We start from the raw sequence: 22,208 nt of genomic DNA on the forward strand, positions 1-22,208 counted from the left end.
CTGTCAACCCGCAAGCCCTATGCCGTCACCCGCAACCCCCGCCGGTCCCGGAACAACCAGGCCGGTGCGGCGGCGGCCACACCGAACGCGATGAATGGGAGCAGCATCTGCAACAGCGCGTAAGCGCCGATGGCGCGTCTGTCCGCACCCGACGCCAGCGATACTGCCTCGGTGGTCAGCGTGTCGAGACGGCCCGCACCGGCAAACAATGTCGGCAGATACTGGCCGATCGAAACGGTGAACCCCACGGCGGTGGCGACCAGTATCGGCCGCAGCAGCATGGGCAGCTTGACCCGGCAGAAGACCCGCAAGGGCGACGCGCCAAGGCACAATGCGGCCCGCGCATAGCGCTCGTCCCAGGCCCGGTAGGGATCGGCCAGGGAAAGGAAGACATAGGGCAGCACAAAAACCAGATGGGCCCAGGCCACCGCGACCCAGGCCCCGTCGAGGTCGCTCATCACCAGCAGGATCTGGGTGCCGAACAGGAAGGCAATCTGGGGCACGAGCAGCGGTACATAGAGCAAGAACAGCGCCTTGTTGGTCGCCCGTTTGCCGAATCGAGCCTCGTTCTCCAGGCAACCCACCGTCAGCGCCAGCCCGACGAGCGCCGCTGCGACCCCGATGGTCGCGGTATTCACGGTCGCGGTCGCCAGCCGGTCGGCATTGGCTGTCCAGGCGTTGAGCGAGAGTTGCGACGGCAGCGGATCGGGGAACCGCCAGCGCCCCGCAATCGACCAGAGCGCCATGCTCGCCAGCCCTAAGAACGCCGCCAGAAAACTCGCCGTCAGCGCCGTGCCCGAAGCAATACGCAACGCGAAATCCTGCCGCCCGCGGCTGCCGGCGCGGACCCAGACACGGCCCAGACACGCCACGACGCGTTCGCCCACCCACCAGATAAATATCGCCGCGACGACGAGGCCCAGCTGCACCAGCGCGCCCGCCGACGCCACGAAGCGCAAGGCCAGATCCGGATCGTTGAACCAGCGCACGAGCTGCACGGCCAGCGGCGGCGGGGTGGAGGGCGCCAGCACCACCGAGACATCCACCACGGATGCCGCATAGGCGAGCACGGCGAACACCGGCAGGCGGATCTGCCTGTAGACCAGCGGGAACACCGCTTTCAGCCAGGCCGCGGTGGTCCCGTAACCCAGGGTGCGCGCCAGGGTCCGGACCCGGGCCGCATCCACCTGCCCGATGGCGGCCAGGGTCATCAGAAACAGGAACGGAATTTCCTTCACGACAAGCCCGGCGATCAGCGCCAGCCCGTCCGGGTCCTGCACAATGATCAAATCCGGCGGGCGGTCATAGCCTGTCAGCCAGGGCGACGTCAGGCGGAAGATCCAGCCCGATGGGGCCAGCAGAAACGCCAGCCCGAACGCCACCGTCACATGGGGCACGGACAAAAGCGGCGACAGCAGCTTCTGGACCCGTGCGAACGACTTTGTGCCGTGCCAGCCGGCGACGAACAGGATCACCACGGTGAACGAGACGACCGTCACCGCCATCCCGGTCACGAAGGACAGCCGGATCGATTCCGAAACGCCCGGAGATGCAAACAGCGCCTGCCAGGGCTCGAGGCTGAACGTCGCGCGGCCCAATGCCGGGAGGTACCCGAAGGCAGGCAGAACCGTTCCAATCAGTCCGGCCAAGACCGGCCCCAGCAGCAACAACAGGGTCGCCGCCGGAACCCAGCGGAGGGGCGACGCGAAAAATGACACCCGCCCCCGCAAGCTCAACCCATCTCTGCGGACGGCGTCCGCTCGAAAATCAGCATCTGCTGCTCTGCATCCTGCAGCCAGGGACCGACATCCCGCACCCGCCAGGGCAGGTGACGAACGACATACTCCATATCCTCGAAACTGTAGTGAAACGGATCATGATGGGAGTAGGTAACCCGTTCGCAATGCGGATCGGAGAATGGGATTTCCGGGTCGGCGGGCGCTTCGAAATATGTCGCCAGGAACTTGCCACCGGGCTGCATGCGCGGTGCAAGCCGGGACAGGCAACGGCGCACCATATTCAGATTGATATGGGTGAACACGGAGAAGGCCATCGCGTAGTCGAACTGCTGGTCTATCCGTGCGAGATCAAAGTCCTCAATCTGAACAAGCTGGGACCGCGGCCGGCGTACATCGAGGCCGGCAGGCACCAGTTCGCGCTCCCAGCCCGCATCCAGCAAATGCCGGCTTGTATCGACACCCCAATAGTTCCCGGGTTCGAGATACGGGATGAGATGCAATCCGCCACGCAGCGTGCCGCAACCGATATCGAGGAGGTGGTGATCCGGCAACAGCCCGTGGCTCCGCAAACATTCAAGCTGCGCAGCGCCGACATGCTCCCATCCGCCACCGACAATCCGGCGATGATCGCCGGCTAGGATCGCGGCTTGGACAAACGCCTCGGTGCCATAGACGTTATCGACGCCCAGCGCGGCGCGCAGTGAATCCCGTTCATCGATCAAACGCCGGATCGGCGGCAGTTTCCTGACCAAAGTCTTGAAGATGAAATTCCCTGGCACGTTGCCGGCTCCGAAGATGACCGCCTGAGCGTCGTCAACAATCTAGCGTTCAAATTCCATTGGTGTGCAACTATCGGCCACTCGCATAGCGTTTGGCCCACTCGGCCTCGAGCGCCGCGACCCAGGAAGGGTGCGGCTCCAGCTGGGTGATGCCGAGCTCTCCCGGCGACAGGGTGGCGACACCCAGCTTAAGTTCCTGGAACGTCACCCTGGAATCCTCGGGCAGGCGCCCAACATCGAGCACCGTGAAGCTGCCCCAGACTTCCGGATTCTGTTTGTGGGCCTGGGCTTCCGGCGACATCAGGAAGTTCGCCAGCACCATCGCGCCTTCCTTTGCATTCGCGTTGAAGGGGATGGCGACGAAGTTGGTATTGCCGATGGTGCCGTTGTCGAGCACGAAGGTGCGGATCGTGTCGGGCAACTTGCCCTGGGCGATCAGGCCCGACGCCTCGGCGGGTTCGAACGACAGGGCAATCGACACCTCACCATCATCGAGGAGGCGCAGGAGCGCCGGACCGTTCTGCGGATACACCTCGCCGCGCCGCCACATCAGCGGATGCAGCGCATCGAGATAGGCCCACAGCGGCGCGGTGTGTTCCTGAAAATCCGCCGCCGACGCCTGGAGCACCGCCGGACTGACGACGAGTTCGATCAACGCCTGCTTGAGGAACGTGGTGCCGAGGAAATTCGGCGGCTGGGGATAGGTAAACCGGCCGGGGTTGGCTTTGGCCCATTCCAGAAGCCCCTGAACCGATCCCGGCGGGGTCTCCACACGTTCGGTGTCATGCATGAAGACGAACTGGGCCATGCCCCAGGGGGCTTCCAGATGATCGACAGGCACGGTGAAATCCACCGTCGTGGTCTTCTTGTTCTCCGTATCCACATAGCGGTAATTCGGCGCGTCGGCCGTCCACGGGCCGAACAGCAGATTGTTCCGCTTCATCGCCGCAAAATTCTCGCCGTTGATCCAGATAAGATCGACCGACCCGCCGTCACTGCGGCCTGCCGCCTTCTCCGCCACAACACGGGCCACCGCATCTGCCGTATCCGCCAACTTTACATGCTGCACGGTCACCCCGTAGCGCGCCTGCACCTGGTCGCCCGCCCAGGCGATGTAGGCATTGATGCGCTCATCGCCGCCCCAGGCGTTCCAGAACACAAGCTGCCCGCGCGCCTTGTCGACGACATTGTCCCAGCTCTGGGCCATCGCCCCCGTGGATATCGATAGGAGCACCGCAAGCGCGGCAATCAGGGTTCGCATTTCCGTTCCTCTTTCGGTTGTTCAGCTGGTAGCGGCGGCGGGTGCCGGGCTCAGAATCGACAGGTCCCAATCGGCGCGGACGCGGGTAATGGTTTCCGGGTCGAGATAGTCGGCCACCCGGCCGGCAACATGGGCGACGAGCGCCTCGGCGCTCAGCTCCGCGGACCAGTTTTCGGTCGATGTCTTGCTCGCGGCGCCCATCTCTGCGGCCTGCCGGGATTCGACCCGCCACTTGGCGCACCATGTCACGGACCAGAGCCACATCATGCGCCGTAGCGGCTGCAGCCAGGGTTCGGTCGCGGCGGCCAGGTCTTCGGGCACGGCGTCGAGCCAGGCCGCATGAAAAGCACCCACCTGATCGCGGTCCAGCACCGCATGACTGTCCACGTCCCAGGTGGTCGATGTGTAGAGGGTCGCGTGCGCGAGGTCGAAGGCCGCAGCTCCGTAGCGCGCCTTTTCCAGATCCACCAGCATTGCGCGACCATCCGGCGTCATCAGGTAATTTCCCGGATGGGCATCGAACGCAATGAGAGTCCGGGGTGGCCGCGCGTCACGGGCCAGGGTCGCGCCCGCCGCCTGAAGCTCCTCGCGAATCTGGGATTCGGCGTCGGGGTGCAGATCCGCCGTCGCGATATAGGCCGCCTGGGTCATGATCTCCATGAAGGTGTCGGCCATCGGGTCGACCGGGTCCTTAAGTGGCGCGCGTTGCTCGGGCAGTGGCAACGGCAGCGCGTGGATCGCCGCCAGGCATTCCGCCATCGCCGCCAGATCACCCGGCAGGGACAGCGGACGGCCGTTAACCAGATCGACGATCAACGCACCCATTGTCAGCTTGTCATCCGGCGATAGTTTGTCGTGCAGATGGGGTGCGTGCCCGCTGGCCGACGCGCGCACAAAACACGCGGCCTGATAGTCGAGATTTTCCGCCGCCGCGAGGCCCAGCTGGCTCTGCTTGGGCACCCGCGCAAGCATTCCCGAATCACCGATACATACATGGTCATGGGCGAGGCCCGTATCGGGCAACGGATGCAAGTCCGCGACCGGCGCGCCGAGACGCGCGGCCAGCGCGGCGCAGACAGCGCCCACCCGCGTGTCCGCACTCATGCGGCCGTACGTCCGTGCAGGCGTTCCTGCCGCAGACCCTCGATGATCGGCCCCAGCACCTGTTCGTGGAACCGGTCGCAGCCGATGCAAAGGTTGCGGTAGGTCTCACCCGACGGGGTTTTGGTTTCGCTGTTCCGCCGGAAGGTCTCCTCGTCCCAACCGAACGCCGCGCCCATCCGTTCGGGCGCGCCGTCGTTCAGCGCCTCGAACGCCGGATGCCCGGCCAGGCTGTCGAGGATGTCGGAGAGCTTCTCCTCGGTCAGGTTGCCCAGCGGTGCCTTGGTCTTCAGACAGCAGGGATAGACATTGCCATTGGGCTCGATCGAAACCTCCGAGCCCAGCTTGCCGTGGTTCATGAAATTGAGCCCGCCCGACCAGCGGTTGCAGAAATTGTCGTCGAGGGTCGCGCTGGAAAGCTCATTGTCCCAGGCCCGCCCGCGCGGCCAGATCGGGCCTATCCATTCTTCCGGGTTGGCCCCCATGAAAGAAAAGACCGGTGTCTCGGTGCCCCTGGCGTCAGTACCGTCATGGCGGCGCCCGGTCGGCGCCAGTCCCGCGGCCTCGAACATATCGGTCAGCTGTTCGATCAGGGGCAGGCGTTTCTCGCCCTCATGGCCGACGTGGAAATCGTCCATGCCGGTGATCGAGATTTGCCAGAGGCCGCGTGCCAGGAGTTCGTCGAGAATCTTTTCGGTCACCAGGTCGCCGGTCGTCTGGACCACGATCCGCACCCCGCCTGCATCGGCGTATTTCGCGCGCAGCATATCCATCACCGGATACAGCACCGGCTCGCGGATCGGATCGAGCAGCACCTCACCGCCGGACAGGATCACCCGCCCGGGCTTCTCCGGACCGCCGTCACTTTCGCGATAGGTCATGCGGTCGGGCAAATTGGCCACGACCTTCGCATGGCTCGTCACCGCCTCATTGACCACCGCGTCGCGTTCGTCGCGCACATATGGCCGGAAACGCGTGTCGTAGCAATGCGCGCAGCGCCGGTGGCATAGCCACGAAATGACGTAGTAGATCGATTCCATATTTCCCCGCTTGGCGACGCGATTGTAGCGGTCACCATGTCGGAAGGAACAGGTTCCGTGTCACGTCACGGTTTGTTGACAGGTGCTCTATTCATGAACGCCGGCGTTTACGCAATGCGGCCCAGGCTGCACCGTCATCGACATCATCGAGTTTGCCCAGCATCGTCACACGGGCGCGCTGCGGCAAACCAGCAAGCGTATCCGCCAACGCATGCTCGGTGCTCCAGCGCACGCCGCGGAACAATCCCTTTGGCACGTTCGGACGCCGCCGCGAACCGACCAGCCAGTAGCCGCCATCGACGGCGGGACCAAACACGAAATCATGGCTGCCGAGTGCGGCGAACCCGTCGGCGATGTGGCCCGCCGTAATGTCGGGAATATCCGTCCCCACGATGATCACCGGGCCCGGCGGGAGTTCCCGCATCGGCCGGGCCATGCGCGCGCCCAGATCTCCGCTGCCCTGGGGGATAAGCCGCACGCCCGGAACGGCCGGCCACTGCTCGGGCCGCGTCGCGGCCGTATCGGGTGTCACGGCCAGCCAGGTGCGCCAGCGGGGATCGCCGCCGAGCCGGCGCGTCACGTCATGCAGGGTCTGTCGATAAAAGGCGAGCGCGGGGCCGTCCCCGATATCGGCGGCGAGGCGCCGTTTGACTGCGCCGCGCCGGGGGGCGCGGGCGAATATGACGAGATGGGGCTTCATCGGTAGATCCTTGCAATCATCCGTGCCGGTACACCCATGAGATACAGAAACAGGCAGATTAAATTTCGCGACGGGCGCCGCCAGTAACCGCCATAGCGATACCGCACGGCAGACGTCATAGCGACGGTTTCAAGCCCCACCAATCTGCTTCGGCCCAGCCGCCGCGCGAGGTACACATCCTCCATCAGGGGCTGGTCCGGGTAGCCCCCGAACGCCGTGTATAGATCGCGTGCGATCGCCAGTCCCTGGTCCCCGTAGGGCAGACCCAGCACCCGGCAGCGCCACGCCGCCATGCGCTCGACCCGGCGCGCACCGGGCGCATCGTCATTCAGCACAAGCCGGAAATACGCAGCTCGGTCACGATGGTTGGCCATGAAACCCGCCAGTTCATCTGCCCAGCCCGCGTCGAGAACCGTGTCGGCATGAACGAACAACAGCCAGTCACCCCGCACGGCCTCGACCCCTGCCGCCAGTTGTGTGCCCCGACCCTTCGCAGCGGCCATGACCCGCGCGCCAAGTCCTTCAGCGACCGCGACCGTGTCATCGTCGGAACCCCCGTCCACGACAACGACATCAAGATCGAAGACGTCCTGTGTGAGCGCCTCAAGCGTGCGCGCGAGCCCGGCCCCGGCGTTCAGGGTCGGGATGACGACACCGAGCGTCGGTCTACCCGGCATGGGCCTCTCGTCGCTGCATGAATCGCAACATCCCGAGGACGAATATGGCGAGGAATACCATCGCGCTGCCGAAGAACATGGCGGACGCCGGGTTGCCGGTTTGATCGACGATCCAGCCTGCAAGAGCCGGACCGACGAACAGGCCCGCATGGTTCCAGGTGTGATAGAGGCCCGTCCCGGTGTTGCGATGTTCGGCCCGCACCGTCTCGACGGTCAGCGCCATCACATTGCCCGTCGGGATGCCGATGAAGATCGCGGCAAGAACGAACAGGAACAGCGGTGCTTCGACAAAGGGTATCAGGAGGATCACCACCGCGCTCATGGCAAAACACGTCACCATAACCAGGTTCGGGCGGGCGATTCTTTCCGACAGCCAGCCCCCCAGCGGGATCGAGAACATGTAAACGAAAGTGGCGTTGGCGATCAGCAAGCCGGCTGCCGTGACATCGAGGCCGCGCATCACCAGCATGGCCGGCCCGAAGGACAGCACCATCAGATAGCCGGCGTTGTAGAAGACCCAGATGATCCCGGCGAGGGAGACCTTCGCCGCCTCCACCTTCGTGATGGCGAGACGTTGCATCGGTGCCGGGGCAATTCGCGCGCCCGGTCGATACAGCATGGCGACCAACAGCATGCCGACAAAGGAACCGATACCCGCCGTCAGGAACACCGCCTGCCAGCCCCAGGCCTCGGCCATGGCGCCTTGTGTGTAAAGGCCGGCAGCAATGCCGACGGGCCAGCTGTTCATCAGAATCGCCATGGCGGTGACGACTTCCTTGCCCTCGAACAGATCACCCACGATCTTGACCATCAGAACGGTGATCACCACGCCGCCCGTGCCGGCGATGATCCGACCGACACTGATGACGGCAAAGTCATCGCCGAGCCACATCACGAAGCCGCCCAATCCCATCAACCCGAGGCCGAACAGACAACCCCGGCGTTCGCCGATGCGCTGACCCAGAAAACCTGCCGGGAGCGCCGTGACAACGCCGAGCAGGCTGAAGAACCCGATCAACGTGCCGATCCTGGTGAAGTCGATGCCCAGGTCCGCGACCAGCAGCGGTGAGACCGACGCCACGGACACGAAGTGAAAGCCGAGTGCGGAACGCGCCACGAACAATGCGCCGAGGACGACCCATCTGTTGGCGGTCATGATGCCGCGACCCTTATCGCACCCTACTCCGCGGCCTTGAACACCCCGGCGGCATCCAGGATACGGCGGCCGGATTCGGTCAGCTTGCCGAGGGTCTCGCGCAGCGCGGCCTCGGGATAGACCAGCTTGCCGTCACGTTTCTTCGTCTCGCCGTTGACGAGGACCGTGTCCACGTTGAACGGCGTCGCCATGAACACCAGCGTCTGGACCGGGTCATGCACCGGGCAGGTGTTGAGATCGTCGCCACGGGTCAGGATCACATCGGCCTGCTTGCCCGGCGTGAGGGAGCCGATTTTGTCGTCCATGCCCAGCGCGCGGGCGTTGCCGATGGTCGCCCATTCGAGCGCCACGCGGGTCTTGAGATGCTCGGGCATGGTCTTGGTCGGCCGCGGCCGCGCATCGGTGTACATGCCGCGTTCAAGTTGCAATGAGAAGCGCACCACGGAAAACATATCGCCGGAGATGTTCGATTCCAGATCGATGCCGAAGGACGGCGTCCCGCCCAGCTCCAGTACGCGCCCGGTAACCGGATTGCCATGTCCGAAGTTACACTCGCATTCGGGCGCGACCGTGATCGAGCCGCCCCGGTCGATGATCAGCTTGATTTCGTCGTCGGTGAAGTTGGTCGCATGGACGAAATCCGCCTCGGGGCCGAGCAGACCGAGTTCATCCAGTCGGACAATGGCGTTCTCGGCAAACAGGGGAATGCCCAGCGCGCCCGTATGGTTCGACCAGCGCAGCCCCATATCCTTGGCCAGCCGCACATCATGCTCGATGCAATCCCAGACCGAGAAGCCCGGCCCCTGGATGCACATGGCCATGGTGATCAACGCGTCGTCCGAGGCAAGGCGTCCCTTGCGCAACCGCTCGACCCGTTCGCGCGAATGGGGGACCTCGGAAAACGGCGGCTCGCCCGGCTTCGGCGCCAGCTTGGTCTGGCCATGGCCATAGACGGCGCGGATGCCCGCCTCTTCCAGGCTGTCGATCGCCGCATCGCTGTGGTCGGTCGTCGCGTTACAATGGTGCCAGTCGAACAGGGTGGTGGTGCCACAGTTGAGCTGGTTCAGCGCCCCGCAGAGATTGGCCAGCCGGATGTCGTCGGGGGTGAAATGCGCCACCGCCGTCGCGTGCATCAGCTGGGAATATTCGAACATCGTCCAGTCGGCGACCACCCCGCGCACGCCGGTCTGCCAGGTGTGCTCGTGCATGTTGATCATGCCCGGGCTGACGATCATGTTCGACGCGTCGATCACCTGCGCGTCGCCGCCATCGATACTCCGGTCCACCTCGACGATCTTGTCATCCTCGATCAGGACATCGCCGCCGCGAATATCCCCGATCGCATCGTCCATCGACACGACCCAGCCGCCCTTTATCAATGTGCGCGCCATGATGTTCTCTCCCCGGAGCCGGATTTGTTACCAGGCGGAAGACTAGCGCGCCGGGCTCATGCAGGGAAACGCCAGGATCATTCGCACCGTTCGTTGGGCGAACCGGTTTCAGCCCGGCCGCGCGCATCGTACGCAGCACCGGCGCGAGGACTACTCCTCCGTCTTCCAGCCGCCCTCATTGACGTCGAAGATCACCCCGTCCGGGTCGCGGTACTTGATCTCGTAGAACGCGCCTGCGTCCTTCGCCTCGCCCATCAGCCAGTTGCCGCCGGCCGCCTCGATCTCGCCCTGCACGGCCTCCACGTCATCGACGATGAAGCCGAAATGATGCACACCAAACTTGTCCGGGTCGCCGCCCGCGGCCTCTTCGGTCTTGTAGCGCAGCAGTGCGAGATTGACCGTGCCGTCGGTGAGATACACCGCCGTGGCACCGGCATGATCGTTCTCGCCGACGCGGGTCATGCCCAGCGCGGATTCATAAAACGCCGCGGCCTTCTGCGGGTCGGGCACGGACAGGGCAAAATGCCTGAGTTTTGCGGTCATGTTCCGACTTTCCTTGTTAGCATTATGGCCGGATCAAGCCCGGGCATCACGAAGTTTACTACGTACGAGGCTTTGCGCCGACCAGCACGAAGGCGATCGCCGCATTCTTGCCCGAACGGTTCGACCAGGCGTGATTGGTGCCGCGCTGGACCAGCACGTCACCGGCCTTGAGCAGGGTCTCGCCCTCCTCCATGACCGCCCACATCTCGCCCTCGATCACGATGGCGAAGTCGGTCGTCTGGGTCTCATGCATGCCCGCGGTCTCGGCGTCATCGTCATGGGCCGCCCCGCTGCCCATCTCGTCGAAGGCCGCGCCGACATCGGCGCCCTTCCAGACTTCATCGGGCGGGAAATCGACCACCCGGAAGATCGTGCCGTTCGGGTCATGGGGCTCGATGGAGTTCTCGCGGATCGCGGTGTCCGTATCACCGGTGTTGTCGGCAGGCGCGGTCGTCTCCCAGTATTCGTGGAGGAACAGGCCCGGCAGCGGCTCGATCGTCTGGGGGGCGGCCCCGTCCTTCCAGATGATGGATTTTCCGGCGGCGTTGTGGCCGGTGACCACGCGGCGGAATGTGCGTGCCATGATGATGTCCTCCTCCGATTACGTTGGCGAATAGCTTAGCCGGGAACGCCAACGGGCGGAACCATTCCACCAGCGCACACCTGACCGCCGGCAAGGAGGGTTGCACCCGGACGCCCGGGCGGCGACGATACGCCCAACAACATTCATTCAGGGGGAACCAACACCATGTCCGATCCCAACAATCCGTCCGGCGCGCTGCCCGGCGACCCGCGTTACGGCCTGTCCGAAGCCGAACTCGACGAATATTACCGGACCAAGAGCCCGAGCTGGATCTGCAAGGGCTACTTCAAGGCCGATGGCGGCCTCGCTCTCCGTGAATCGGCGATGGACGCCCACCAGGCCTATCTCCGGGCCCACCAGAACCAGATTCGTTTTTCCGGCCCGCTGCTGGCCGACGACGGCAAGACACCGGCCGGCGCGATGGCGCTGATCGATGCGCCCGACAAGGCGGCGGCTCAGGCATGGATGGACAATGAGGGCTACACACAGGCGGGTGCCTTCGGCGAAATCACGATCACCCGCTGGTCGTCGTCGATGGAACTGCGCTGGAACGACTATCCGCGCACCGAAGGCTGGGAACAGTTCGTGATCACCGCCATCGATGGCCCCGACGCCGACGACAAACGCGCCGCCGTCGCCGAGGCCCATCACAAGTTTCAGGCCTCGGTGATGGATCGCTATGTGGCCCGCGGCCCCATGTTCAACGATGACGGCAGCCAGATGATCGGCTCGATGATGATCATGGAATATCCCGACCGCGCGGCCTGCGAAGAATTCTGGAAAGGCGAGCCACTGAACTATGGCGGCGTTTTCGGGGATGTGACCATCGAGCGCTGGCGCTACGGAATTACCTTGCCGGGGCCGTCTGCCTGAGGACACTGCGTGTGGGCAGGTTTGAAGCCCGCGCCTCCGTCCCAGTTCGTCATGCCCGGACTTGATCCGGGCATCTCGGCACATTCGGAGACAAGATACGCGGGTCAAGCCCGCGCATGACGGATGTTTGGCAGTTCCGCCGCCATCACACGATAAGTTGAGTCCCCGCCGTCGCGGGCGGTCGCTACATAGGCCCATTCAAAGACCCGCTACAGGGCTTGTGAACGGGCGAGCGATCAACGCGATGAGTTTCCTCGGGACAACTTCCACGCACCGACGACCGGTCGGAGTCGCGCGCCTCTGGCGGCTCGTGCGCACACCTGTCTCCCCCGAGACACGCGCCAGCCTGGATGCCGCCTGGACGCGGCTCGACCCGCGCTTCCGGACCGCGAACCAGATGTATGGCCGCCATGAAGAAGGCTGCGGCGCGACCATCGGCGTGATGCCGAAATGCGACTTCGCGTGCCGTGGCTGTTACCTGGGTGCCGACGCCAACCGCACGCCGGCCCTGTCCGTTGAGGACGTGAAGGCGCAGCTCGATCTGCTGCGCGCCGAGCTCGGCCCCTGGGGCAATGTGCAGCTGACCGATGGCGAGGTCGCCCTGCGTCCGGTCGAAGAGGTGATCGAGATCCTGCGCCACGCCCGCAACATCGAGCTGATTCCCATGCTGATGAGCCATGGCGACGGGTTCCTGCGCGACCCGGACCTGCTCAAGCATCTGATGATCGAGGGCGGGCTGGAAGAGCTGAGCCTGCACATCGATACCACCCAGCGCGGACGCCGCGACCGGGATTTCCGCCACGCCACCCGCGAGGCCGAGTTGATGGCCCTGCGCAAGGAATTCGCGGCGATGATCCGCCGGGTCCGTCGCGAGACCGGGCGCACGTTGCGGGTCGCGAGTACCGTGACCGTCACCCGAGACAATCTGCCCGAGGTCGGCGATATCGTGCGCTTCGCCCAGGCCAACGCGGACGTGTTCCGCATGGTCGCGCTCCTGCCCGTCGCCCAGGTGGGCCGCACGGAAGACGGAATCGGCCGCATCACCGCCGACGCCCTGTGGGCCGAGATCGCGCGCGGGCTTTCGATCGAAGAGACCAACCGCAGCCAGATCACGGCGAACCAGTGGTTCATGGCGCACCCCGATTGCAGCCGTTTCGTGATCGGCATGACCGCCGCCCTGGGCAGCGGCGACGGCGGCCAACGTTTCGTGCCATTGAGCCCCGAGAGCAGTGCGCGCGACCGGTATTTTCTGGACCGGTTGTTCGCAAACTTCGCCGGCGCCACATTTCGCGCCGACCGGCCGGCGGAGGCCGCCGCACGATTGTTTGGCATGTTCATCCGCGCGCCGCGTTTTTTCCTGTGGGACATGCCCGTGACGGCCTGGGGCTGGGCCCGGCGATTCGACCCGGAACGGCCGATACGCTTTGCGCTGCGCGTCCTGACCGGCCGGATTCGGCTGCATCGCTTTTCCGTCGTCGCCCACCATTTCATGAGCGCCGACGAACTCGACACACCCAACGGACGCGCGCGCATCGACCAATGTGCGTTCCAGGTACCGATCGACGGGGAACTGCGGTCCATGTGCGAGGTCAACGGTGCGGGCCTGCGCGATCAATTCTATGCCGGCCTGGCCCGGAAACACGCCACCCGACCGTCCGACGATGATGCCCTCGATCCCGCCGCCTGACACCTGGCGCTGGCTGCTGCGCCTGTTCGGCCCGCCCCGGATCACGATGCGCGAATTCTATGGCGATCGTTCCGGCAAAGACACGTTCGATCACGGCGCGCTGGACGATCTTCTCCGGCGCTGCGTGGATGACGGGGGGTTCGTCGACTATGCGGGCCTTGCCCGCTACGCGGGCCTGCTCGACGGCTACCTGTCGCGCATTGCCATTGTCGATTTTGACAGCCTTTCGCGCGACGAAAAACTCGCGCTCCTGATCAACACCTACAACGCCGCCACGTTGCGTCTGATTCTCGACCACATGCCGATCGCCTCGATCCAGGACATTCCGGCCAAGGCGCGCTGGAAGGCCCGGCGCTGGACCGTGGGCGGGCGGACTCTGAGTCTGGCCGACATCGAGAACCAGGAACTCCGCGCAAGGTTCGACGAACCACGCATTCACTTCGCGATCAACTGCGCCAGCGTCGGCTGCCCCAGGTTGCGCAACGGCGCGTTCACCGGCGCGGCAATCGATGCCGAGCTCGCCGCGCACACGCGCATTATCCATGCCGACGCACGCTGGTTGCACAGAACGCCCGACGGATTCCACCTGACCAGAATCTATCGCTGGTACGAAGGAGATTTCATTCAATCCGCCGGTACCGCGGAGAAATACGCCGCCCGGTTCGCACCCGAGATCAGAAAAATACCCTGCCGGGGCTGGCTCCCCTATGACTGGTCGCTCAACGCCGCGTGATCGTCCACCAACGCGCGCTGGACGCCATCCGCCCGCCAAGACTAAGGTAGCCGAAAGCGTATCCGGACAACGTTCCGGAATGGGGGAGCCCCAATGTCAGATTGTGTGATCGTCATAGCGGACGACCATCCGCTGGTGCGTGATGCACTCAAGCAAACCATCGCGCAGGATATGTCCGATGCCCGTTTCCATGAGGCCGCGAGCCTGGCGGAAGCGGCGGAGACGATCCGCCGCGAGGGCGCGCCCGATCTTCTTTTGCTCGACCTGCACATGCCGGGAATGCGTGGATTCACCGGACTTGTCTATCTGCGTTCCGAGTTTCCGGAAGTGCCCATCGCGATGATTTCGGCCAGCACGGATCCGCGCATCATGCGCCAGGCGGTTGATTATGGCGCCGCCGGCTTCATTCCCAAATCCGCGCCCATGGACGCGATCCGCGGCGCGGTACGCGATATCATCGCCGGCAACAGCTGGTTGCCGTCGGGGATAAACGACCTGCCCGACACGTCGGATGAGGACGCGCAACTCGCCACCCGCCTCGCGGCGCTCACGCCCCAACAGCTGCGCGTGCTGGGAATGCTGTCGGACGGCAAGCTGAACAAGCAGATCGCATTCGACCTCGAAATTTCGGAAGCGACGGTCAAGTCGCATGTCTCGGCCATCCTCCAGAAGCTGGACGTCAATAGCCGCACCCAGGCCGTCATTCTTGCCGGTCGCCTCAATGTCGAAGACCCCGCCCGCGACGTACCCGCCGGCTAAGACATTCGCGCCAATCGGAAAATCAGGAGGCCTGACGGCGTACGGTAGCGCGCTGCGCCAGCATACGCGTCATCAGGGCCCGCAGCGCCGCCGGCTTGACCGGCTTGCCCAGCACCACCTGCCCACGGCGCCCGGCTTCCTCGCGCAGCTCTTCCGACGGGTCGGCGGTGATGATGATCGCGGGGATCACGCGCTCGAACACGCCGCAGACCTCGGTGATCACGTCGGGACCCTTTTCCTCCTCAGCGAGGTGATAGTCCGCCACGATCAGGTCGGGCGCGTCGCCACCCAGGACATGTCGCCATTCGCTGCCCGCCGCGGCGGTGCGTACATCGCAGTCCCAGCCGCCCAGCAACGCCGCCATCCCATCGCGTACATCGGCATTGTCGTCGATACACAACACCACGGCACCCGCCAGTTCTCCGGCACGGACCACCGGGCGCGACGCCGCGGCATCGGCGTCCGTCGATGCCGTGCCGCGCGGCACCGTCACCGAAAAGACCGAGCCGTTGTCGCGCCTGCTGCGCAGCTCGATCGTGTGACCCAGAATGCGCGCGATCCGCTCAACGATGGCAAGCCCCAGCCCCAGGCCCTTATCGTCGGTCTCGCCATGAGGCAGACGCTGGAACTCCTGGAACACCGCGTCGCGCATGTCCTCGGGGATCCCCGGCCCGGTGTCCCAGACCTCCAGCTTCACCCGCTCGCCTGCGCTCCGGCAGCCAATCAGCACGCGCCCGCCCGTCGGGGTGTAGCGGATCGCATTGGACAGGAGGTTCTGCAGGATGCGCCGCAACTGGCGCCGGTCGCTCCGCACTATCCGCTTCGACGCAACGACCCGCAGATTGATGTCCCGCTCCTCGGCGAAGGGGGCGAACTCTGTCCCCAGTGCCCGAAGCAGTTCATCGACGTTGAAATCCTCGATCAGCGGCGCCACACCACCCGCATCGAGCTTGGAAATATCCAGCAGGCCGGAGAGCAAATCCTCGACCGAACGCAGGGACGTATCGACGCGCGCCACCAGCTCGGCATTCTCATGCTCGATCGGCTTTTCAGCCAGTGACGACAGGAACAGACGGGCGGCATTCAGCGGCTGCAGCAGGTCATGGCTGGCCGCCGCCAGAAACCGCGTTTTGCCGAGGTTGGCCTGCTGCGCGGCATCCGAGGCGCGGCGCAATTGCTCGTTCAGATCCATCAGGTCGCGGGTGCGTTCGTCGACGCGTTGCTCCAGGTCACGCTTGGCGTCTTCCAGTTCGGCCGCGGCCTGCACGCGATCGGTCAGGTCCATCAGGCTCACCGCAACGCCGCCGGCCGGCATCGGGCTGGTGCGCACTTCGAGAACGGTCCCGTCGTGGAGACGGCGCTCGTAGGTCGCGGGCTCGCGCTGGTGGTACTGCGCCAGCAAATCGTTGACGATCGTCTCGACCTCACCGGGCCCATACTCGCCCTGTTCCGCGGAGTATCGAATGATGGCCTCGACCGGCACGCCGACCCGGCCGTATTTTTCCGGCAAGCCGAGATAATCCCGGAACCGTTCATTGAGCCATGCGAGACGCAGATCCTCATCGAACACGGCGATGCCCTGGCGCATATTCTCCATGGTCATCTGTAGCAATTCGCGATTGTACTGGATGGCGGCCGACGCATCGTCGAGCAACGACATGGCGCTTTCCATGTCGATATCCTCGCGCTCGAGCGACAACGCGATCACCAGTCGCGCAGACGACGCGCCGATCGCGCTGGCGAGCAACCGCTCGGAGAATCGCAACACGCCCGCATCGACCGGATCGTCGAGCGACAGTGCCGGCTGACGTTCGGCGAGATACTGGGTAAAGGCTCGCCCCGACACGGCCGTCCCGAGATAGCGGCCGGTGATGTCTTCCAGGTCGCGATTCGTCAACGCCCCCTTATACGCCCGCGGCCGGGCGGTGCGTTCCGCCCCCATGACCTCGACAAACGCACGCGCCTGACCACGCTCGACCACACTCGGTCGGCTGGCCAGAGAAAGAATGACGAAAAGCGCGATGTTGGCCGCCAGGCTCCAGAACACGCCGTGGGACAGCGGGTCCCCGAACTCGCCGCCGAACAATGCCTGCGGTCGCAACGCGGCAACACCTGCCGGGCCGGCCGTGAGCAGCGTTTCAGGGAACCATGAACTGCCCGCGAATGTCGGCAACAGCAGCGTGTAGACCCACACCGCGCTGCCCGCAAGAATGCCCGCAAGCGCGCCGACGCGGGTCGCCCGGGCCCAGAAAATACCGCCGAAGATCGCGGGTGCAAACTGCGCCACGCCGGCGAAGGATATCAGCCCGATCGACGCCAGCGCCTGCCCGTCACCCGCCACCCGGTAATAGGCAAAGGCCAGGAGAAGGATGGCGGTCATCGCAATCCGGCGAACATTCAGCAGGGTCGCGCCCACATCGACATCGCTGCGCGCGCCCCCATGCCAGTAGCGCAGGTAGAGCGGCGTGAAGACGTCGTTCGAGATCATCGTCGCCAGCGCCACGGTGGCCACGATGACCATGCCCGTGGCCGCCGACAGACCGCCGATGAACACGAGCAGGGTGAGGATTTCCTGCTGCGCGAGCATCGGGAGGGCCAGGACAAAGGTGTCGGCATCGACCCCGCCGCTGCCGCCGCCTTCAAACAGAAGCAGCCCGGCCATTGCGATCGGAATGACGAAGATGTTGATCAAGACGAGATAGGCCGGGAACATCCAGGCGGCCTTCCTGAGCTCGCTCTCGTCCGCATTCTCGACCACCGCCACATGGAACTGGCGGGGCAGGCAGATGATCGCCATCAACGACAGGAGCGTGATCGTGACCCATTTGGATCCGTTGATGTCGACGGTGAACCGTGCGGCGATGCTGTCCACCGCCCCCGCGCGCGCGGCCAGATCGCCGAACCCGTCGAACATCCAGTAGGTGACGAAGATTCCGACGGCGAGGAACGCCACCAGCTTGACGATCGATTCAAACGCGATGGCCAGCATCATCCCCTGATGATGCCCGGTCGCGTCAATATTACGAGTGCCGAACATGATCGAGAACACGGCCATCAGCAGCGCCACCACGAGCGCCGTGTCGGCCCACCAGGCGGTGCCCGCCACCCCGGCCGGCATGATGATGTCGGGATAGCTGACCAGCACATTGAAACTGGTCGAGACCGCCTTCAGCTGCAACGCGATATAGGGAAGAATCCCGACCACGACGATCACGGTCACGACTGCCGCGAGCAGCTGGCTCTTGCCGAACCGGGCGGCGATGAAGTCGGCGATCGTGGTGATGTTCTCAGCCTTGCCGATCCGCACGATCTTGCGCAGCACGAAGTAACCCGCCGTGAACAGCAGGATCGGGCCGAGATAGACCGGGATGAAGTCATAGCCGGAACTCGAGGCCAGCCCGACGCTGCCGTAGAAGGTCCAGGATGTGCAGTAGACCGCGAGCGAAAGTGCATAGATCACGGGCTTGGCGCGGATGCGCGAGCCGTGGCGCTGCGCCGTACGGTCGCCCCAGGACGCGATCGCGAAAAGCACGCCGATATACATCAGCGACGCAACAAGGATGGTCCATTTGGTCAGCATTGGCTCGCCGTACCCGCGCAATCCAGCCGGTCGTCACGACCGGCCCGGGCGCGAAACCTAGCACAAAAGGCCGGATATGAAGCCCAAGCCAAACACGGATAGAGGAATATGCAGACAAAAAAAGTGCAGGGACGAGCCCTGCACTAAATAACCCCATGACGGGGTCGGGGGAACGGAGGAACTTGTTGGCGTTGCAGCATGAACTGCGCAACCGCCTCCGAACCCTTACTCAACCCGCCCGGCGCCCCGGGGTCTATTAGACATTCGTTGCAGGCCGCCCGCCGACAACCTCAATCCAGGAATGCCACCACACGGGCCGGCGCCGCGCTGGTGCCGACCAGCCGGATCGGGAAGAAGGCGACCATGTAACCGGTGGGGGGCAGGGCCGCGAGGTTGTCGAGCTGCTGCACGATGAACGCCTCGCGCTCACGCACCGCGAAATGCCCGTCCCAAATCTCGGACTTGTCGCCGGTCTCCTCGAACGCCTTCTTCATCACCGGGAACGGCCGGTCCCAGCCCATCGCATCCGTGCCGAGCACCCGCGCGCCCTCGCCGGTCAAGAACACCGTGCCGTCGCGGGTCATGCCCGGATAGGTCCAGAACTCCGGGTCCTTCATGCCGTAGCGTTCCTGGCCGGTACGCAGCATTACCGCGTCGCCCTCCTCGATCGGCCGCCCGACGGCGTCGATCGCCGCCTGCAGATCATCGATGGAGAATGCCGTGTTCGGTTTCGCATAGGGCCGCATGTCCAGCACCATGCCCGGGCAGAACAGCTCCTGCACATCGATCTCGTGAATCTTGCGGGCGGGCTTGCCCTCGATGGTGTTGCCGCTGTGATAGGGCGCGTCCACATGGGTCGAACAATGGGTGTTCATGTCGTTGAGCATTTCCTCGCCCCAGCCCTCACCGTCGGGCAGATGCTCGACCCCACAGCCGAAGAATCCGATCATCCGTTCGCGGCCCAGGTCCTCGGGGCGGTGATAGGTGATCTTGGGTCCGAAAATACTTGCCAGTCCCTGTATTTCCTCGGGCACGAGCTCGCGATTTTTGGTGTCGATGGGCCGGGTGAGATCGATGAGTCGGGGCATGTTCGGGTTCTCCTGCGTTGGCCCACAGGTTAGCCAAAGTCCGCACCGGTGTCGCGGCGCGACCGTCATAACGAACAACAAAGGCCTAGGATGAGACCCGGCAAAGATTTCTGGGCAATCATAACGCTGTGCTACACCCGGCTTTCCAACGAAGGTACCGCGACGTGACAGCCGCCACACAACGGCACGACAACAATTTCGACCTGCTGCGGATGCTGTTCGCCTATGCGGTTGTGTTCACCCATGTGCGCGAACTATCCGGCGGCACGTCCGAATTTTTCCTGTTCAGTTCATCCGGTTGGGGTGTTGACGGGTTCTTTCTGATCAGCGGGTTTCTGGTGTTCCGCAGCTGGCAGAACCAACCGCATTTCGGGGCCTATGGCCTGAAGCGCCTGTTCCGAATCTATCCCGCCTACATCACGGTCATCGCCGTACAATGCGCCATTCTCGTCGCCCTGCAATGGGATGACATTCGGATACCGGAAGTCCTGCGCTATCTCGCGGCAAATGCCCTGTTTCTCAATTTTCTGGCCCCGACGGTCGGCGATATCTTCGCCGAGCTGCCGTTTAATGCGGCCAATGGCGCCCTCTGGACACTGAAAATCGAGGTCGCCTTCTATGTTCTGATGCCGGCCGCCGTCATCGTCGCGCGGCGGTTCCTGCCCATTATTCTGCTCATCGCCATCATCGTCTCCTTTGCCTACTACGTAACTCTGCTCGATTTGGAACAGACACGTCTGGCCAATCAATTGCCGGGGAAAACCCGGTTGTTCGCGCTCGGCATGCTTCTCGCAATCTATGGGCACCGGATCCCGATCTGGGCCTACGCCATTGCTGCCGTGGCGGCCCTGGGCGCGTTGCAATTGGGGACTACCGGCTTTCTGTCCATCGATATCGCGATCCGCGATCTGCTGTTGGCGGCGGGCATCATGGCCGTCGCCTTCGCGACCCCACACCCGCCGTTGCCCACCGACATTTCCTTCGCGGTGTATCTGGTCCACTTCCCGTTGATTCAGCTCGCACTCGTCGCTGGCCTCGCAAGCACGATACCCGCCTGGGCGTTCCTGCTGGCAGTGCTCGCTGCGGCAACATTGTTGGCGCTGGCTCTGGCCTTGCTGGTCGAACGACCGATGCTTGCAATCGGGACCGCATGGGCCAGAGCCGCCGGACAGGCAGGCGCAACGCTGATCCATGACCGCACTTTCCGCGCACCATGATTAAGCCTGTGCATCTTCGAACCGGGCTCGCGGCCGGTGCAATCCTTCTGGGCATGGTCATACCAGGCGCAAAGGCCCAGACACCAACCCCGACGGAAGCCTCACCAAACCCGTTTGTGTCGGCGGGCGCGGCGGTCGCGCCGGATGCGGACGGGCGCTACGATTTGGGTGCCCTAGGCTATCGCCCGACGCGCGTCGCAGCCCGAAAGGCCGCGGACAGTTTTCGAGTTTTGTTCATCGGTGACTCCTATATCTACGGCATCACCACAGATGATCACACGGTTCCGTCTCTGCTCGAAAATAGGCTGAACACCGCCATCGCGGATCGCGACATCGAGATCATCAATCTGGGGGTCCCCTCCGTTGGGTTTCCCGAATACATCGCCATCTACAAATTCTGGTCCGGACGCCTCGAGCATGACGCCGTGATCTTCAACATTCACGCCGGCACCGACTGGATCGACCTTCGACACTCAGTTCCGTACCAGCAGCTGGGAGACGCACTGGTCGATGCGCCCGATCTGTTGGTTGCGCCCGGCGTGATCGCTGCACAGAACCCGGGCCCACCGGCGAAGTTACATGGCGAATCTGATTTCGCGCCCGCGATTCCGGCCGACGACCGTTACGAAAGCCAGGTCCAGTTCAACGACACGGCATTTCTCACCATCATGCTGGCTTGGGGCAAGAGCTACATGGCCGCACGGCTGGACGATCTCAAACGCGGATATGAATGGGCCAGGAGGCTGGTCAGGTTCGCAGACGGGCTCGCGCGGTCGGGCACCGAAACCCTGCTGGTCATCGCCCCCTCGCCCCTCGCGGCATCGTCCGAGTGGCGCCAGCGTGTGGCAACCGCCTCATCCATCGAACCCACCGGTATCGATCCCGCACTGCCGGGCGCGCTGTTGCAGCGCATGGCGACACGAGATGGACTGTCCGTGCCGCTCCTCGACCTGACCGGCTGCCTGGCCCGACAGGACAGACCCGACGCACCGATTTTCTATGGCACTAACGGCCATTGGGGCGTCGACGGGAACGCAGCGGCGGCCGAAATCCTGTCGGCCGCCGTGCGGCAACGCTGGTTTGGCAAGGCCGTAACTGCCGTACCCGGTGCATGCAATGCCAACGAACTAACGCCGCGCGAGATCAGCATCCATGACAGCTATCTGGACCAGCTCGACCAGGAATCACGATAGCAACGCACCGCGTCACAATCGACACACGTCAGGGAAATTTCCCGGTCCATGGAAAAAGCCCGTCCGCCCGCAAAGCAGGGGAACGGGCTTCCATGAAATTTTCTGGTG

At 64.2% G+C, this 22,208-nt stretch carries 19 protein-coding genes; 6 read left to right on the forward strand and 13 right to left on the reverse strand.

Annotated features, from left to right (window positions below; translation table 11 throughout):
- Positions 1–17 precede the first annotated feature (17 nt).
- From ABJ363_02170 to ABJ363_02220, 11 genes are all read right to left on the reverse strand, one after another.
- On the reverse strand, positions 18–1,649 hold the full coding sequence (locus ABJ363_02170) for an ABC transporter permease subunit (protein MEP4377779.1): 1,632 nt from the start codon (positions 1,647–1,649) through the stop codon (positions 18–20).
- An 83-nt stretch (positions 1,650–1,732) separates the two neighbouring features.
- Positions 1,733–2,518 (reverse strand): class I SAM-dependent methyltransferase, encoded by a 786-nt coding sequence (locus ABJ363_02175; GenBank protein ID MEP4377780.1) that lies wholly within the window; start codon positions 2,516–2,518, stop codon positions 1,733–1,735.
- 70 nt (positions 2,519–2,588) lie between these two features.
- Positions 2,589–3,779, reverse strand: a complete 1,191-nt coding sequence (locus ABJ363_02180; GenBank protein ID MEP4377781.1) for an ABC transporter substrate-binding protein — start codon at positions 3,777–3,779, stop codon at positions 2,589–2,591.
- Between the two features lie 21 nt (positions 3,780–3,800).
- Positions 3,801–4,883 (reverse strand): phosphotransferase, encoded by a 1,083-nt coding sequence (locus ABJ363_02185; GenBank protein MEP4377782.1) that lies wholly within the window; start codon positions 4,881–4,883, stop codon positions 3,801–3,803.
- Positions 4,880–5,920, reverse strand: a complete 1,041-nt coding sequence (locus ABJ363_02190) for a radical SAM/SPASM domain-containing protein (GenBank protein ID MEP4377783.1) — start codon at positions 5,918–5,920, stop codon at positions 4,880–4,882. The genes ABJ363_02185 and ABJ363_02190 overlap by 4 nt, the downstream gene beginning before the upstream one ends.
- Positions 5,921–6,011: 91 nt before the next feature.
- Positions 6,012–6,620, reverse strand: coding sequence for a TIGR04282 family arsenosugar biosynthesis glycosyltransferase (locus tag ABJ363_02195; protein ID MEP4377784.1), 609 nt, complete (start codon positions 6,618–6,620; stop codon positions 6,012–6,014).
- Positions 6,617–7,297 (reverse strand): TIGR04283 family arsenosugar biosynthesis glycosyltransferase, encoded by a 681-nt coding sequence (locus ABJ363_02200; GenBank protein ID MEP4377785.1) that lies wholly within the window; start codon positions 7,295–7,297, stop codon positions 6,617–6,619. The genes ABJ363_02195 and ABJ363_02200 overlap by 4 nt, the downstream gene beginning before the upstream one ends.
- Complete coding sequence (locus tag ABJ363_02205; protein ID MEP4377786.1) at positions 7,287–8,453, reverse strand: MFS transporter; 1,167 nt, start codon at positions 8,451–8,453, stop codon at positions 7,287–7,289. The genes ABJ363_02200 and ABJ363_02205 overlap by 11 nt, the downstream gene beginning before the upstream one ends.
- Before the next feature lie 23 nt (positions 8,454–8,476).
- Entirely contained in the window at positions 8,477–9,844 is a 1,368-nt protein-coding gene (locus tag ABJ363_02210) for an amidohydrolase family protein (protein ID MEP4377787.1), read from the reverse strand.
- A gap of 150 nt (positions 9,845–9,994) precedes the next feature.
- Positions 9,995–10,387: a VOC family protein gene (locus tag ABJ363_02215; protein MEP4377788.1), complete on the reverse strand. Its 393-nt coding sequence runs from the start codon at positions 10,385–10,387 to the stop codon at positions 9,995–9,997.
- A gap of 58 nt (positions 10,388–10,445) precedes the next feature.
- Positions 10,446–10,970 (reverse strand): cupin domain-containing protein, encoded by a 525-nt coding sequence (locus tag ABJ363_02220; protein MEP4377789.1) that lies wholly within the window; start codon positions 10,968–10,970, stop codon positions 10,446–10,448.
- 165 nt (positions 10,971–11,135) lie between these two features.
- Here ABJ363_02220 and ABJ363_02225 point away from each other — a divergent pair, with 165 nt between their 5' ends.
- The 4 genes from ABJ363_02225 (at position 11,136) to ABJ363_02240 (ending at position 15,022) form a co-directional block, all read left to right on the forward strand.
- Complete coding sequence (locus ABJ363_02225) at positions 11,136–11,843, forward strand: YciI family protein (GenBank protein MEP4377790.1); 708 nt, start codon at positions 11,136–11,138, stop codon at positions 11,841–11,843.
- A 244-nt stretch (positions 11,844–12,087) separates the two neighbouring features.
- Positions 12,088–13,530, forward strand: a complete 1,443-nt coding sequence (locus ABJ363_02230) for a radical SAM protein (protein ID MEP4377791.1) — start codon at positions 12,088–12,090, stop codon at positions 13,528–13,530.
- Complete coding sequence (locus tag ABJ363_02235) at positions 13,505–14,263, forward strand: DUF547 domain-containing protein (GenBank protein ID MEP4377792.1); 759 nt, start codon at positions 13,505–13,507, stop codon at positions 14,261–14,263. Before ABJ363_02230 ends, ABJ363_02235 begins: the two co-directional genes overlap by 26 nt.
- Positions 14,264–14,356: 93 nt before the next feature.
- Positions 14,357–15,022, forward strand: coding sequence for a response regulator transcription factor (locus ABJ363_02240; protein MEP4377793.1), 666 nt, complete (start codon positions 14,357–14,359; stop codon positions 15,020–15,022).
- A gap of 22 nt (positions 15,023–15,044) precedes the next feature.
- Here the strand turns inward: ABJ363_02240 and ABJ363_02245 are convergent, their stop codons facing one another.
- A complete protein-coding gene (locus ABJ363_02245; GenBank protein MEP4377794.1) occupies positions 15,045–18,602 on the reverse strand; it encodes a PAS domain-containing hybrid sensor histidine kinase/response regulator in 3,558 nt (1,185 codons plus the stop codon).
- Between the two features lie 290 nt (positions 18,603–18,892).
- Positions 18,893–19,690, reverse strand: coding sequence for a cyclase family protein (locus ABJ363_02250; GenBank protein ID MEP4377795.1), 798 nt, complete (start codon positions 19,688–19,690; stop codon positions 18,893–18,895).
- Positions 19,691–19,854: 164 nt separating this feature from the next.
- Between ABJ363_02250 and ABJ363_02255 the strand changes: the two genes are divergently transcribed.
- A complete protein-coding gene (locus ABJ363_02255) occupies positions 19,855–20,907 on the forward strand; it encodes an acyltransferase (protein ID MEP4377796.1) in 1,053 nt (350 codons plus the stop codon).
- Positions 20,904–22,100 carry a hypothetical protein gene (locus ABJ363_02260; GenBank protein MEP4377797.1) on the forward strand — a complete coding sequence of 399 codons (1,197 nt, stop codon included), beginning with the start codon at positions 20,904–20,906 and terminating at the stop codon, positions 22,098–22,100. Before ABJ363_02255 ends, ABJ363_02260 begins: the two co-directional genes overlap by 4 nt.
- Positions 22,101–22,208: the final 108 nt, after the last annotated feature.

The sequence above is a fragment of the Alphaproteobacteria bacterium genome, assembly GCA_039980135.1.
In the GTDB taxonomy this organism is placed as follows: Bacteria; Pseudomonadota; Alphaproteobacteria; order UBA6615; family UBA6615; genus UBA8079.

What these genes read in the sequence shown, in the direction of transcription:
- ABJ363_02180 (MEP4377781.1), bottom strand. Translation starts at nt 3,779, where the DNA reads ATGCGAACCCTGATTGCCGCGCTTGCGGTGCTCCTATCGATATCCACG.
- ABJ363_02185 (MEP4377782.1), bottom strand. Translation starts at nt 4,883, where the DNA reads ATGAGTGCGGACACGCGGGTGGGCGCTGTCTGCGCCGCGCTGGCCGCG.
- ABJ363_02190 (MEP4377783.1), bottom strand. Translation starts at nt 5,920, where the DNA reads ATGGAATCGATCTACTACGTCATTTCGTGGCTATGCCACCGGCGCTGC.
- ABJ363_02195 (MEP4377784.1), bottom strand. Translation starts at nt 6,620, where the DNA reads ATGAAGCCCCATCTCGTCATATTCGCCCGCGCCCCCCGGCGCGGCGCA.
- ABJ363_02200 (MEP4377785.1), bottom strand. Translation starts at nt 7,297, where the DNA reads ATGCCGGGTAGACCGACGCTCGGTGTCGTCATCCCGACCCTGAACGCC.
- ABJ363_02205 (MEP4377786.1), bottom strand. Translation starts at nt 8,453, where the DNA reads ATGACCGCCAACAGATGGGTCGTCCTCGGCGCATTGTTCGTGGCGCGT.
- ABJ363_02210 (MEP4377787.1), bottom strand. Translation starts at nt 9,844, where the DNA reads ATGGCGCGCACATTGATAAAGGGCGGCTGGGTCGTGTCGATGGACGAT.
- ABJ363_02215 (MEP4377788.1), bottom strand. Translation starts at nt 10,387, where the DNA reads ATGACCGCAAAACTCAGGCATTTTGCCCTGTCCGTGCCCGACCCGCAG.
- ABJ363_02220 (MEP4377789.1), bottom strand. Translation starts at nt 10,970, where the DNA reads ATGGCACGCACATTCCGCCGCGTGGTCACCGGCCACAACGCCGCCGGA.
- ABJ363_02225 (MEP4377790.1), top strand. Translation starts at nt 11,136, where the DNA reads ATGTCCGATCCCAACAATCCGTCCGGCGCGCTGCCCGGCGACCCGCGT.
- ABJ363_02230 (MEP4377791.1), top strand. Translation starts at nt 12,088, where the DNA reads ATGAGTTTCCTCGGGACAACTTCCACGCACCGACGACCGGTCGGAGTC.
- ABJ363_02235 (MEP4377792.1), top strand. Translation starts at nt 13,505, where the DNA reads ATGATGCCCTCGATCCCGCCGCCTGACACCTGGCGCTGGCTGCTGCGC.
- ABJ363_02240 (MEP4377793.1), top strand. Translation starts at nt 14,357, where the DNA reads ATGTCAGATTGTGTGATCGTCATAGCGGACGACCATCCGCTGGTGCGT.
- ABJ363_02245 (MEP4377794.1), bottom strand. Translation starts at nt 18,602, where the DNA reads ATGCTGACCAAATGGACCATCCTTGTTGCGTCGCTGATGTATATCGGC.
- ABJ363_02250 (MEP4377795.1), bottom strand. Translation starts at nt 19,690, where the DNA reads ATGCCCCGACTCATCGATCTCACCCGGCCCATCGACACCAAAAATCGC.
- ABJ363_02260 (MEP4377797.1), top strand. Translation starts at nt 20,904, where the DNA reads ATGATTAAGCCTGTGCATCTTCGAACCGGGCTCGCGGCCGGTGCAATC.